This window comes from Kosakonia sp. PSU_27 (assembly GCF_039409795.1).
GTDB lineage: Bacteria > Pseudomonadota > Gammaproteobacteria > Enterobacterales > Enterobacteriaceae > Kosakonia.
Genome location: NZ_JBCIVK010000007.1, coordinates 236231 through 251127 on the forward strand (window position 1 = coordinate 236231; position 14897 = coordinate 251127).

5 protein-coding genes are annotated in these 14897 nt (G+C 56.5%); all 5 read right to left on the reverse strand.

The features are described 5' to 3' along the window. Positions 1–9 precede the first annotated feature (9 nt). Positions 10–7578, reverse strand: a complete 7569-nt coding sequence (locus tag AAIG26_RS19025; protein WP_343181229.1) for a neuraminidase-like domain-containing protein — start codon at positions 7576–7578, stop codon at positions 10–12. 1060 nt (positions 7579–8638) lie between these two features. Continuing rightward, positions 8639–9064, reverse strand: a complete 426-nt coding sequence (locus tag AAIG26_RS19030; RefSeq protein ID WP_343181230.1) for an immunity 26/phosphotriesterase HocA family protein — start codon at positions 9062–9064, stop codon at positions 8639–8641. Then, complete coding sequence (locus AAIG26_RS19035; protein ID WP_343181231.1) at positions 9061–13203, reverse strand: RHS repeat-associated core domain-containing protein; 4143 nt, start codon at positions 13201–13203, stop codon at positions 9061–9063. The genes AAIG26_RS19030 and AAIG26_RS19035 overlap by 4 nt, the downstream gene beginning before the upstream one ends. A gap of 10 nt (positions 13204–13213) precedes the next feature. Further along, a complete protein-coding gene (locus tag AAIG26_RS19040) occupies positions 13214–13342 on the reverse strand; it encodes a hypothetical protein (protein WP_020456137.1) in 129 nt (42 codons plus the stop codon). Next, complete coding sequence (locus AAIG26_RS19045; protein WP_343181232.1) at positions 13339–14892, reverse strand: hypothetical protein; 1554 nt, start codon at positions 14890–14892, stop codon at positions 13339–13341. Before AAIG26_RS19045 ends, AAIG26_RS19040 begins: the two co-directional genes overlap by 4 nt. Positions 14893–14897 lie beyond the last annotated feature (5 nt).

Consider the following 14897-nt stretch of genomic DNA (forward strand, 5'->3'; position numbering starts at 1 on the left):
AACATCGATTTAGCCGGTAATGGTGTAGCGGATATGCAGAACGATATCCGCCAGGCCAAGCAGAAGTTCCTTTTGTTCCCCGCTGATATCCGGGAAGCTGAGGGTCAGCGTGCCGCTGTCATCCACCGGGATCCCTTCAAACGGCAGCCAGCGACCATCATTAAAATCAAGCTGGAACTGACCGCTGTCGTTCATGCCGTGCGAGACCACTACAGCCTTGCACCCCTGCGGTAACACCACGCTGCCGCCATAACTCAGCACGGCCTGAACATCCTCATAGGGTCCCACGGGCAGTGCCAGCGTGACGCTTATCTGTTTGATACGCCGCCGCGCGCCAAGCCCGGCGGGGTAATCATCGAGAATGCTCAGATCGGCGAGCCTGACGCTGGCTTTCAACTGCCCGTCGGCTATCGACAGTGTGTTACCCCCGCTACCTACACTGCCCGACCCGTTGATGATCAGGGATGGGGCCTGATCGGTGAGGATGAACGACCCGCCAGCCCCCCCGCGGTAAAAATCTGCCAGCGAGACGGTTTTGTTCACCTCCAGCATCCGCGCATCCTGCTCGATCCACGCCTGCGACATCCGCTCCAGCTCCAGCATCAGCGTCTCCCCGGCCATAAAGCCCATCCAGCTTCCCTGCCACGCCCCCGGTTTGATAAAGGTCGTCGCCTCATCGGCAAAGTGCAGTTGCCACGCCCGCTGTGCCAGCAGGCAGCGCGTCAGCGCCGCGTCATAGAACTGGTAGTAAATCGATGACAGCGTACCGCGCAGCCAGCTGTACAGCGCCTGCCCGGTGAACTTGCCCTGCAGGTAATCAAGCTGCGCCTGCGTCTGCGCCAGTTGCGTTTCCACCTGTGCTTTCTGCAGCGCCAGACCCTCGCGCCGGACACTCAGCGACGCCAGCTGCGCGTCCGCCAGTTTGATCTCCGACTCCGCGTTATTGCGCTGGATCTCCCACTCCTGGCGGCGGCGGCGATAGTACTCCGACTGGCTGACTTTATCGCTGGCAATGCGTTGAACATCGGAAGCGATCTGGATCCCGATCCCCACCGCCGACAGTATCGCCCCATAACGACCACCGCCATTAGCCAGGCCATAGATATTGGGCACCATACTCAGCGCCGCGGCCCCCATATGCAGGGCGTTGGCCCCTTGCGCTGTGACAGAGGAGGAGAGCTGCAGACTCATGGCCTGAATCTCCCCGGCATTAATGTTTTCGTCATACAGCTGCCGGTAGCTGTTACGCCGCTGCTCGGCGGCGGCGCGGCTCACCAGCAGCGCTTCCCTGTCGGCATCCAGCTCCGTCAGCGCATGCTCCTGCACCTGAATGCTCTGGCTCAGCAGCGCCAGCCCCTGGTTCTGCAGCAGCACGGAGAGCGCTTCCGCGTCCTGGCGTTCGGTGATGGCCTGCATCGCGTTGCCGAACTGGATAAGCTGGCTCACCACCGCGCGCGCACTCTCCAGCAGCGTCGGGAAGCGCAGCAACGGCAGCGGAACCGTCGGCAGCGAATCGCCCCCGCTGGCTGACATCACCGCCGCGCTCAGCAGCGCCGACGGGCTGGCCGGTGCCGCGTATACCGGCAGGTACAGTGCCTGGCCGTCAATTGACAGGTTATGCCGCAGGTTGTAGAGCCGCTGGCGCAGCGTCTGCCAGTAGCCGCTCAGCTTGCTGTTAAACTGCGGGTAGAACAGCCCCAGCAGCGAGTTCGCCGTCCGCGTTTCCACAGCCGGTACTGTTTCAGCACGGGCCCTGAGCAGCTGCAACTGGTAGGCCTGATGTAGCGTCTGGCTCGCCGCCGCGCCCAGCACCGGGCTGGACCAGCTTCCCTGGCCGTAGACCAGCGAGTCATACGGTTCTTGTCCCAGCAGGTTCAGCGCCTGCACATACCACATTTTGGCTTCGTTCAGCGTGTCGCGCTCCAGCAACCGGAAGGCGGCGTCACCGCGCGCGATGAGCAGATCCAGCACGCGCATAAAGGTGGCGACTTTGTAGTGCATCGGGTCGGACTGGGCCACCGCGTCCGGATCAACGGAATCGAGCGGATTGGGGTTCCACGAGGTGTCCTCTTCCAGCGGGCGCACGTTCCACGTCCACGGCGCTGGCGCACCATTGCTGCCGTAATAGCCAGCCGGGTTCCAGATATACTTCATCCAGGCGGTGGCCTCCGCGAACTTGCTCTCCTGCAGCAGGCGCTGGAACACCATCGACGGCACGTAGAAGAACATCTCCCAGAAATAGAGCGCGTTGGCACCGGCGAAATCCATCGGTTCGGTGTTGCCGGCACGAATAAAGGAAGTTAATCCTCGACTACTTGTGGTCGTATCTTTCTCGTAATTATTTGAACTATGCCAATCATATTTTTCTATTGTTTTGTATGAACCAAAACCTGAATAATCAGAGTACTCAACACCTATACCTGAAAAATCCTCGCTTCCTTTCTTATTGGGATCATGGGGAAGGAAAATTGTTAACGTCGTATTTTCCGTTTCGGAAACATATCCGGAAGCAATAAGACTAACATCCCTATCAATATTATCGCCTGCCGAAGTCGTAATCCCCACCAAATATAACTTGTACCAACCCTCGCCATGTAACGACTCGTCATAAGGGGGAAACGTCACTGTAACATAGTTACCAAGGCCTAATTGCGGCTCCTGTAATAACTGGGTTTCCATAGAAAGCACGGCGTCCAGTCCCAGATTCGCGCGAGCTACCAGTTGGCGGGCAAATAGCGTATTAATACGAACCCGATAAGGCCCACGCTGCAGATATTGCACGCCAGTATCGGTACGCAGAAATGACATTTTCCGTGATTCTGTCCCCTGATAAATTGTCAGGGTCGCGGTTTGAGCACCCAGTGATTGCCCCAGCGCATTGTTTGCATGAAAGCGAATCACCAGATCCATTCTTCCGTTCTTAAATTCAGATATATTGAAGGTGGTGTATTTATTAAAAGTATAAGTGGTATCCCAGCCTGGCGTGGTCATTCCTGCACTGCCATTGGCGTAGGCATAATGTCCACTGGGGCTTGTCATCGTATAGCCAACATCACCAGGATTAACCACGGTGGAATAATAAATAGGATCGCTAAAGGCACTTATGATATGTACGCCGTAAAAATCGTTAAAATAGGCTATATTGTTCATGTCACTTTCAGTGGCATTTAAAATCCATAAATCAGTAGGGCCGCCAGCATTACGAAATTTATCCCAATCAATAAAAATGCCGTCATTCAAGCGAATCGAAAAATTGTAGATTGGACTATTGGAATGCAGCAAATAATTTGGCCCAAAAATATTATCATGCTCAAGCGCTCCAATAACAAACCCTTCACCGTTATATCCCTGGTAATTATATAAAACTGGCCTTCTGTAAATTACATATTTGTGGCCCACTCCCTGCACTAACTTAATTAAATTAGTCCACTCCCGTCTATTATTGCCAAAGGTACCTCTATCATCGCCGCCAAAGGAATAAGAAACATTCATGGTGTACCCAAGCGTAAAATAACCGCCACCCTCATCTAACGTGAGGTATCTAACCCAGTAACTGCCGTTACGCATTATGGCCAGGTTTTCATAACCCCACTCATAATTCAGTGCTCCGGCTTTATACGTTAATGCGGGTACAATTAAAAAATTAACCCGTTTTTCACTCTGAGTATCATATTCCCGCCAGATATAGCCGTGGTAGTATTTCACATCCGCCATAATCGCCAGTTTATGCTCTGCAGAGATGGTTAACCCGGATACCGTAATGTTCTGATTCACCGATTCGTTGGCACCCGGTGTATAAAACACCACAGCAATCTGTGCGTTGTCCTTATTCGTATTCGAACAATAGAGATGTTTTGTTGACAACGCGCTGATATCCCCGGAAGGCAGGTAATCCGACAGCTTACCGTTCAGCGGCGTGCTCCAGCTTCCGTCATGACGCAGATACGAGAAGCTGAGAAAGTGATCTGAAGTCTCCGTCACCGTGCCACTGTTGTCCGTCGCCGTTGGCTGCTCCGTCACCCACACCACATACAGCCGGTCATTGAACACCACCGGATGCACCATATTGTTGTACGCCGCGATACCGGTGCCAATCTCCCGCCACTCGCTCCACGCCGTCGCCGGGTATTTCCCGTCCGTCAGCATGTTCTGCTGCAGCGTGCGCCAGTAGTATTTCTCCCCTTCGGCGCTGGCCCGGCCAAGAAACCAGGTTCTCCCCTCCTCCATGCTGGCGTTGTCGTGGTAGGCACTGACTATCTCCAGGTTCGCCACCTTCTCAAACTGCGTCATGTACCCCCGGAACGCGTCTCCCACCGAGTCCGCACTCAGCTCACTCTGCCCGATGGTCGCCAGCATATCGTCCATCATGCTGGTCTGCCCGGTGCGCACCGTCGGATCGATATAGTTTTCCGGGTAATACACCAGTTCCGACACCCCCGCCCAGGTGCTGTAGCGCTTGTTATACCGGTCCCAGTCGGTGAAGAACTGCCGTGTCAGCACCGCCCGCTGCACCTCCGCCTCCTGAGCATTCTGGCAGCGGTTGACATACAACTGGATGCTGGCGATCGCTTCCGCCACCCGTGTGGTGGTCACCTGCGACGAGGCCTGCCCGTCGATCAGCAGCCACGCGTACAGCTGCTCGCGGTCGTTCACTTCTGCCGGACCGGCCGTCTGGATGTAATAGCTGCTCAGCGCCGCGCTGGTCAGCTCGTCCAGTTGCCGGTGCAGCATTACGGTATGCTCCGCGCTCAGCCCCGCCTGCAGCAGGTTGCTCACAGTCAGCCAGTTGGCATACGCCTGCGGTGTATCCGTCCCGGTGTTCGTGTACTTCTGCGCCACCACTGCCGCCACCGCCGCCGGCGTGCAGTTCAGCACCGCCGAGAAGTCCAGCCACTGCAGCGTCACGTCCAGCGTTTTCAGCGAACGGATAATTCCGCCCGCCCCGCTGTCCGCCAGCATCAGCGCCTGCTCCACCGACTGCGGTGTCGCCCCCAGCGCCTGTGCCAGCAGCGCGGTGGTCAGCGTCCCCGCCTCCAGCGCCGCCAGCACCTGCTGCGCGTAATCCCCGGTCTGCAGGATGCGCCGGTTCATCCGCCCCAGCAGGCGCAGCGACTCAATATCCAGCGGAATGACGCTCACCCCGCCGGCAAACCGCGACGGGTCGCTTATCAGCATCGATAACAGGTAGTCGCTGATGTCTGTTTTGCGCACCAGCAGCGCCAGCTGTGCCAGCGCCTGGCAGAATGCCACCAGCTGCCCCGTCTCCGCCTCGCTGCGGGTGTCCTTCAGCACCAGCGCGATAAACGTTTTCACGTCCGTGCCGCCCGGTTTACGCACATCCAGCCAGCGCAGAATGCTCTCCGCCCTGCCGGACTGGTTCAGTTGCCCGGCGGCGGCTATCACCGGCGCGATGTCACGGATAAGCGCCGGCGTGTCGGCGTCCGCCTGACCCACCGCCCCGCGCAGGGAGGCCACCAGGCTGCTGATTTCCGGGGTCAGCACCGGGCTGTAGTCCGTGGTGGTCATCAGGTACAGGTCACCCACCGTCCAGCCCAGCTGTTTCAGCCAGCGGGTGGTGCTGTAGACAAAGTTCACCGCCGCCGCGAAACCGGCGGTGTCCAGCGATGACAGCGGCACGTCCTGCCACGGCGATACCGCCAGCAGCAGGGCCAGCTCAGACGCAGAAAGATGGTGAACCTCCGCCAGCAGCTGCGTGCGGTAGAGCAGCGCCAGGTTATCCGCCGTGGCGGTGAACGCCGTGTTCTCACCTGCCGCTATCTGCCACAGCACCTTCAGGTCGGCACCGCTGGTGTGAAAACCGCGCTTGATGACGCTGGCGCGGAACAGGTGGTCCGCGTCCTGTGAATCCCAGTCCACCGGCGCGCCGTCGGCGCTGAAGGACCGGTTACTGAGCGGCGGGGTGTTGAACAGCGTGGTGAAGTAGCTGTCCCGGCCTTTCATCCCGACGGCGCTGATGCGCCCCCCGGCCAGTACCAGCGCATCCTCAAAGCGCAGGCTGTAGCGCTGCAGGTAGTAATAGCTGAGGAAGCTCAGCCCCAGCATACCGGTCGCAAACGGCTCCGTGCCGGGGTGGTTGTAAATCAGCAGGTACATCTGCTCCGCCGTCAGGCGGCAGGCCTTGTACAGGCGGATGATTTTGTTCAGGTAGAGCAGGTACTGCTCTGATGACAGGGTGTACAGCTGGAAGGTGGTGGACGCGTATCTATAACTCCAACTGTCGTTATCAAAACGAGTGATGCCGATCGAGACCCCGGCGGCTAATTTTTCTGCCGGGATCGTGACAGGGATACTGATATGTTCATTTGCCTGCGGTATGAGTGCACCCTGGTATAAATCGGACGAATTTCCGCTTTGTGTGCCAATCCGTAATACGTCCGCCGCACTCCATGCAGAATTGAAATTAAAATTAAAGAGATAGCTGTCCCCGCCCTGCGGTAACAACTCTGCATAGTTGAGCGTACTGTGCAACCCGCTGCGGACAATCTGCACCACCCCACCGGCAGAACTGTCATCGGCTGACACCATCGTGGTCAGCATATTGTTGACGTAATACGGCACCGGCTCGGAAAAATCGTGGTGCGTCAGCAGGCTGGTTAAGGCCGTCAGATCTTCCACGCTCACATCGTAATACCCGGCCAGCATATAGGTGTTCATCAGCGTGTCGGCGGTGGTCGTGCCGAAGTTTTTGCTGTACAGATCGGCAGCACTACCGGCGCTGATCTCCTCGGTCAGGATGCGGTACAGCTCCGGCGACACATCCGCCACGATCGCCAGCAGCGAGTTGAGATCCACCTGCTGCGCAATCGCCGGGTTATCCGTCAGCGCGTCCAGCATCGGATCCTGCAGCAGTACCGCCAGGCGCGCGCTTTCATACGGCAGGTGGTACGGCGTGTTGCCGGAGAAGCGCCAGGCGGCGAGTTTTTCCATTACCGCGTCGCCGTCCGTCCCTTCCCGGCTGGCAATGGCGTTCAGCACGATATCGTTGGCGATGGAGAGCGTGGTGACTTCCGCGTCCATATTGTCCTGGCTCAGCGCCAGCCGGGACAGATCCGGGCGGCGGCTGTCCAGATGGCGCGCGTGGCCGGTGGTATGCAGGTCGCGGGCTTCCCGGTAGAGCTCGGTCAGGTAACCGGCAGGCGAGAACATCGATGCCACCGAACCCGGCGAAACGTACATTTGCGCCCGGTTGCCGAACGCGGAGTTGTAATCCCGTGTGTTACGGTTCTGGCTGATCCCCAGGCTGACCGCCTGCGCCAGCTGCGGGTTGGCCCGGCTGAAGGTGCGCACTTCGGTTTCGGTGTTTTTTTTCTGCGCATCGCTGATCGCCTGGCTGAGGTACTCCGCCTCGCCGAGCGTTAACACATCCTGATAGCTGGCCCAGATTTCGGCAAAGGAGTTGGGCATCAGTGAGGCGAGCAGGCTGTTTTCATCAACCAGACTGCTTTGGGTGACCACGTCACTGCTTTGGGTGACCACGCCACCGTCATCTGTCCCGCCGGTGCGGGCAAGGCTGATTTTGTCCAGTATCGTTTTGGTATCGTAATAAGAGTCGTACATAAGGTATCCCCTCAACTTTTTTAAATAGGGAAGGTTGTATGTGACAGAAGAGCTTTTTAACGTGCAGGTAGCGGGGCCACCATTTATTCATGGTTGCCTGTTTCCATCAGCAAAAAACTGTCCACCAGCTCTCCTGGACAGGATCAGCCGCGTTTATTACCGCTATTTCTTCAGTAAGCGTTAAATGACCTCGCCATCATGCGAGCAGATAAGCAGCCCGATAAAAGGAAGTTGAAATACAGCGTAGGAGATCATTTTATATCGCTCCAGCGAAGGTTGATCATTGGCTAAAAGCGGAATAACAGCCATAAACGGGCGGAATTCAAAGAGATACAAAAGAGATTTTATAAAATTAAAATAATCTTTCAGAACTTTATCCTGGATATATCAAACAAAAATCCGTCAGAAACCGGATGTGGATTTTAACGTTGCATAATTACCTAGGATAATTCATAAGTTCATCGTAAAAAAATAAGATTAATCATGTAAAGAGATAAAACCAGGAATTATCATGCTCTTTTCGTGCGTAAATATATTTTTTAAAGCGAGTCGTTATTGCGAAAGATAGTCGCCTGCAAGGGAATATATTCTTCCCCATAATGGGGTTCTTTAGCAACTTACTGATTACTCTCCTTTAAAGTGTGCGAGGAGTGCTTTTTATCGGGTAGAAATCAAAAGGCGATAATCTTCTTTTTTGGTCGAACTCAGCATTGAACAGGCTAATTTACTGATGTTTAAACGATCTCATTCCTCACTCGCTTTGGTGATATATAATACTTGTCATTTTTTAAACTCATTAAAATCATTACTGGCTTTTAATATCAATAACCGCCAATTTTGTAACTTTGCCTATAATAAATCGACGACAGACCACCCCCTTTATTTTCCCTTAGCGACAATATACAAAAACAGAATTACGAGCCTTAACCAATATAAGGCGCTGTACTCGCGGTGAAAAATTACGGAGGAAATGTTTAATCAATAAGTAGATATAAGACATGCCTGGTGAGTTAAAAGTATTAACAAGAAGTGAAGCGCAACGTCTTCACTTCTTTATGCATCAATGTTGCGCCAGATATTGCTGTACCAGCTCGTTACCGGCAACGCCCATTACATTGAATTGCTTGTATTCGCTTTTATCAAGCACTCTGACGTAATCATCGCCATTGTACAAATGCCCGGCGCTATGGAATATTTTCAGCTCGTTTTTCCACTCCGTCAGCGGGATATGACCAATGATTTCCCACTCACCACTTTTGAGGCTATCAACCGCCGCAAAGATCACATTGGTCATGCCTCGTGAGTTTTTAAACTTCAGAAACTCATCGTGTTGCGGAATGGTTTTATCAGCCTGAATGCTCAGCACGCCAAATGCGAAAGCCTTTTTAAAGCGCCCCTTTAAGGCACAGACGATCTGACACACGGCAAACCGACCATCGGCAGTTGGGATCAGAAAGATATCACCTTCCTGGTACTTTTGACTCATATGCTACCCCTTATGATAGACAGCGCGTCTTGTAAGATTTCTTTACCCCATGCTGAGCTATCGCCAGCGATTTTATAGGTGGGTGCGTTTTTATTTCCGGGGCGGTAAGACCGGATATCATTCAATAAATTCGTTAATGGATTCATTGACTTAGCACCACCATGCATACCAATAAGTTTTTCTTCCAGAAATTTAGCTTCAGCTTTGGTTAAGTTATTGTCAAAAATGATCAGCTGTTCCAGATGCGATTTACCCGGCGTTTTCGCATGGGCGTTTAAACGGGTGGGTGCATCACCGCGTCCAACATAACGGATTTTGCCATTCTCGTGCAGAATATATAACCCTTGCCCTTTGGCGCGGTTGTACTTCTTCTTCGAGCCACCGGGCGGGCGCGTAGACGGCAGCCCCAGGCAGCGCTGCAAGCCGAGCGGATCGCTCCATGCCAGTGGATTTGGCGCATATTGGTATACGCTAACCCCCGCCACCATCCCCACCGGATCCTGGCTGATATAGGCCGCAATGTTCGGGTCATAATAGCGATAGCGGTTATAGTGCAGCCCGGTTTCCGCGTCGTAATACTGCCCCTGAAAACGCAGCGGATTGTCGATGCGGCTGGCGTAAACCTCTCCTTTCTCGCCCCAGATGCCGCTTTTCTCCGACCAGACAATCTCTCCCTGTGGCGAGGTCAATCTGACCGGCGCACCGTTGGGATCGCAGTGGTAGTGCCAGCTCTGCTTTTCGCCCTCTTCTTGCGTCAGTAACGCCAGCGGCCAGAAACTGTCCGGGTAGTAGATATATTCCCGCATCTCACTGAACAGGTTAGCCTGCGCTTTCTGCCGTTTTAACCTGCCGCCGGTATCGAAAATACTCAGCGCGGCCAGCGGTTCCTGTAACCTGGTGACCGTTTCACCCGCCAGCACATCATCCTGCCAGTAAAACCAGCGGGTTTCGCTCGCCGTCTGCTTGAATACCCGTCGACCCAGGCCGTCATAGCCATAGCGCACCAGGCTGTCGCCTTTACGCACGGCGACCAACTGGCGATTGTCATCCCAGACAAAATCCTCTTTTTCGCCTTCGCACTGGCTATCCCGCCGCTGGCGTAGCTCACCGGCGCGGTCAAACACATAGCGCACGCCGTGGTGAATGCCTTCGCGAAACCAACCGCCCGCGCTGTCATTCACCTCGCGCGTTTGCGTCTGCAATTGATTACCGGCGGCATCCTGCACAAATTGTCGCAGTGCGCCATCGGGTGTCGTATGCGCCGTCAACCGTCCCACCGGATCGTAGCTGTAGCGATCGCTGCCCCACAGGCTATCTTCCCGTAACGTCAGATTCCCGGCGCGATCGTAAGCAAACCCGCTGGCAAACAATGGTAAATCGTGTTGCAGCACCTGCTGGGTACTGAGCCGCCCCAGTCTGTCGAAAGTAAAGGTACGCAGGACATCGGTGGAGAGCTGTTCGCTCACGCATCGCCCGGCCTCGTCGTAGGTGAACAGAATAGGCGCATCGTCGTTAAGCTGTATCTGGCTGAGCCGTTCATGCTCATCGAGGTGATAACGCACCTGGTGACCACTGTCGCTTTCACGTGTGATCAACACACCGCGTTCGTTGTAACCGTAGCGCAGTTGAAAACCGTCCTGCTCTTCCAGCAGGACACGCCCGGCATCGTCATAGCGCCAGCTCAGCCGCCGCCACGGGTTTTCACACAGCACCATCCGTCCGCAGGGATCGTAATGGTATTTAACCTGTAACGTGTCGCCGCTGCGCCGCTCCGTCAGCCGTCCCCTTTTGTCATAGCCGTAGCGCACTTCGCGACCCAGCGGATCTTCACGACTTATCAACCGGCTGGCCTTATCCCAACCGTAACGCGTCACCTGCCCCCAATAATCATGCTCTTGTGTCACCCGCCCGAGCGCATCGCGCGTCAGTTGCCAGCGTTGGCCATTTTGATTCACCACCGTCACCAGGCGATCTTCCGCATCATAGAGAAAGCGCAGCGTCGCGCCGTCCGGGGTTTCGCAGGCCGTCAGCATGCCGCTGCCGTTATAGCGAAGCTGCGTAGTGCGCCCCTGCTCATCGGTGTAACTTACCGGGTCATCTTCTCGATCGTAGACAACACGTATTTCCCCGCCTGCCGGATCGGTGGTTGCCACCAGACGGTCTTTGCTGTCCCAGTGAAAACGGGTTATCCCCCCGCTTTCGTCAATACGCTCCAGCAGCGTTCCACGGGCCGCGTGGCGAAGCTGTATCGCGCCCGCGCCAGCCTGTTCAATCCGCTGCGGAAAGCCATAACGATCATACTGGTAGCGCGTGGGCGAAACACCGGGCACATGCGCCGCACAAAGCTGCCCAAACGCGTCGTACTGATAACTTGTGGCGACGCCGGTGGGATCGATTTCGCGGGTAAGATTACCGGCCTCACTGTATTCCGAGCGCCAGACCGCGCCTTTCTCATCGGTAAGCGCCAGTAATTGCCCGTCATCGTCATAAACCGCCTGAATCGCGCAACCATCGGGCATCTGTTCAACAGTCATGCGCCCCTGTTCGTCATACTCCCAGCGGTGCGTACTGCCGTCCGGCTCTGTCACTTCCACCGTGCGGCCAAAATCGTCATAGCGGAACACGGTGTTGCCACCCAACGGATCGATTTCCGAGACGGGCAGGCCATTTTCATCAAAGGTGATGCGCGAAACAGCACCCTGCGAGTCGGTCACTTCCACTTCGTTGAGCAGCGCGTGGTACGCAAAGTGATAATCCCACACCCCGCCATCACCCCAGGCGTGGATAACCTGCCAGGCCTCGTTGTACTGGTAGTGAAACCCCTGCCCGTTGCGGTCAACATGGCTGACCATACGACGCTGCTGATACGCAAAACGGCGCGGATGCGACAGCGCATCGATCTCCGCGCTCAACTGGCCGTGGGTGTCATATTCGTAGCGGGTAAGCGGCGTTATCTCTCCGTCCAGCGCATTATGCAGACGCAGAGAATGCAGACGGTTTCGCTCCTGTGTGACGAGGATTTCGCGCCCGGTCATCCCCGCGTGGGTGTACTCGCGAATTTTCCGTAACTCGCCCTCATCACGCTCGAATTTCCAGCCATTACCGCTACGATCGACAATATCGGAAATCGGCAGGGCGCCCTGTTTGCCGCTAAAGTGCAGCAGCGGGCCGCTTTCCTGATCCACCCGCCACACCACCTCGCCATCACGGGTTTCCCGCCACAGGCGGCTGCCCTCCGGCAAACCGTGAATGGCATGTTCGCGCCCGTCGCTTTGCGGCAACGCAGCAAATAATGTCATCCCTTCCGGCTGCGTCAGCAGCGCGACGCCCTCTTCTGCCAGCACATCGAGGCGGATATCTGCCGGGGTTGACCAGCCAAAGCCGCACACCCCTTCGACCTCACTATCCGCCGACGAATAGGTCCGCGCCCACGCCAGCGGCAGACGACCCGCTAACAGGAAATCCTGCTGCTCCAGGCTGACGCTGCCGTCGCGAATATCCACCGGTTCGGCGCGCAACACGCGGCACTTGAGGAAGCCGGAGTCCATATTGCGAAACAGCTTTTGCCGCAGCTTACGAAAGCGGCGCATAAACAGCCGCCACTGCGGCGTTTTCTTCAGTTTCTTGAAGCCTTTACCCAGCCCGCTTAACCCGGCGCGCATCAGCAACGCCATCAGGTTGATGGTCGGCGGGCCGCCCACTACCACGTTATTGGGAATGGCGAGGTTAAAGGTGAGCGGGAGCGTGAGAGAGAGCGGTTTTGGCTTGGTGGCGCGCTTGAGGCGAAACGGCGGCACCAGACCAATAATGTTGCAGCTCAACACCGGCATGCCGATGCGCGAGAAGGGTTCGCCGTCCACCGAGACGGTTTTACTGCCCATAAACAGCTCGTCTTCAATTTGCGGCCCGCCCGGAGCGCGTAGCGGCGGCACCCATACGCCGCCGACCGGAATATGCACGGCGATGCCGCCCGTTCCTGCACTCGCACGCTTAATGCTGTTGACGTGCACCGTGGTGCCAATCAGCGGCAGGTAATCGAACACGTCAAAAACAATGCCGATATGCGGCGTTGGCAGCGGCCACGGGTAGGTATGAATATCCAGCCCGAGCTGCGGATCGAAGTGCGCGCCGGAGTGCATAAGTCTGGCCTCAGAACATGGCGCGCAGTAACGCGCGTAAGAACGTTCGAACCTCTGTCGCCAGCTCGCTATCGGAAAGGCTTAAAAACAGCAGCGCGAGCAGCGTGACGACAACAATAATAATGATGCGATTTTTCATAGCGGGTTGCTTCCTGCAGTATCAGATAACGATGCGTCATGGTTGCCCCAGTCGGGCAGGTTCTGCCACTCGCCAGGGGGCGCATCAAAGGGATGAGCGATCTCCGGCAGGCCGTTCCAGTGCGGGTGTAATTTCTCCCGCGCCAGCCGGATAACGCGGCGAAAACTGTCATCGCCGCGACGAATCAGATTTTCCCGCTCCTCGCGGATCACGGTAAACATGGCCTCAAGTTGTAACTGCAAGCGGCTTTCGGTCTGCTTAACTTGCGCGACGGTCGGCCCGGCGGGCAGGGCCGCTTCCGCCTGCTGAATTAGCCGCTGTTTTTCACGTTGCCAGCGCGCAGCGCATGCTTCGAGCGCCTCGGTGCGGCGCTTATCGTGCATACGGAGTAAATCCTGAAACACCAGCGGCAACGTGGTCTGGCTGCGTTCGGGCAGCGCCACGCTTTCCGCCGCCTGTACGGCGCGCGCGTACTCCTCCATCGCCGTCGGTCGGTGACCGGCAAGCCAGAGGCAAAACCCGGACATGCGCCAGCCTTCCATCTCAAATACCGGATGGGGAATGGCCTGTGCTTCCAGCGCCGCCTGGCGATAGCCTTTCGCCGCCTGCAGGTGATCTTTTTTCGCGAACCACGCGCCCGCTTCACCGAAGGTGCTTTGCGTGCGTAACTGCCCTTTCAGCGCCGGATCAGGGATATCATCAGAGAGGGTTTGTGCCTGCCGGTAGTGAGTGACGGCCTGCGCATGGTCGCCGCCTTTTAGCCAGCCACCGGCCATCAGGTTGTGCATCATCGCTTGTTGATCCGTCCAGCCGCGCCGCTGCGCAATGCCCAGCGCCAGCTCGCCGCGTGCGGCGACTTGTGCGGCACTGCCTTTTTCCAGCAGCAGCATCGCGTCAGCAAGGTAGCGGCGAAACAGCAACCGGTCGGCATCGGTATCCGTCTGCTGCTGCGCGGTCTGGTGCATCACCCGCATGCCATCGACTTCATCGACAATCAACTGCACCCCGTGCGGATGCGCCTCATATAACGGCTGCCAGATCGGTTGTTCCAGCGTATCAATCAACAGCACACGCGGGGCACTCTCATCCTGCTCCAGCCAGCCTGTCAACCAGCGCGCCAGGGCGCTTTCGTCGCTGACAGCGGCGGGTTTAAGCACCAGTACCAGGTAACGGAGATCGTCTGCAAAAGCCTGTGCGAAACTCTGTAATAAGCGGTTCAGTTGCGCCGGGGAGTAACAGGGCAGCCAGGGTTCCGCATTCCAGGCGGCGGCATTTTCCGTGGCTTCGTACTGCTCGACAAACTCCCGCCCCAGCGCGTCGCTGTAGCCATAACCGGTTTCGAAGGGGGTATTCAACCCAAGAAACAGATCCGGCAGTGTGCGGCCTTCCGCGTGCTGTTGCAGGGCGATAAAGGCATCCAGCAGCGATTCGCCGCCCGCCGGAACGCGCCAGATAAACAGGCGGGTACGCGCAGCGTTCTCGCTGGCGTCCAGCCAGCTTAGCTCCAGCTCGCTCATCACTTTCTCTGTGGGGTTCTTTGCCGCGCGCATTCCGT

Coding starts and splice junctions, on each gene's coding strand:
- AAIG26_RS19045 (WP_343181232.1), bottom strand. CDS start 14,892: ATGCGCGCGGCAAAGAACCCCACAGAGAAAGTGATGAGCGAGCTGGAG.
- AAIG26_RS19035 (WP_343181231.1), bottom strand. CDS start 13,203: ATGCACTCCGGCGCGCACTTCGATCCGCAGCTCGGGCTGGATATTCAT.
- AAIG26_RS19030 (WP_343181230.1), bottom strand. CDS start 9,064: ATGAGTCAAAAGTACCAGGAAGGTGATATCTTTCTGATCCCAACTGCC.
- AAIG26_RS19040 (WP_020456137.1), bottom strand. CDS start 13,342: ATGAAAAATCGCATCATTATTATTGTTGTCGTCACGCTGCTCGCGCTG.
- AAIG26_RS19025 (WP_343181229.1), bottom strand. CDS start 7,578: ATGTACGACTCTTATTACGATACCAAAACGATACTGGACAAAATCAGC.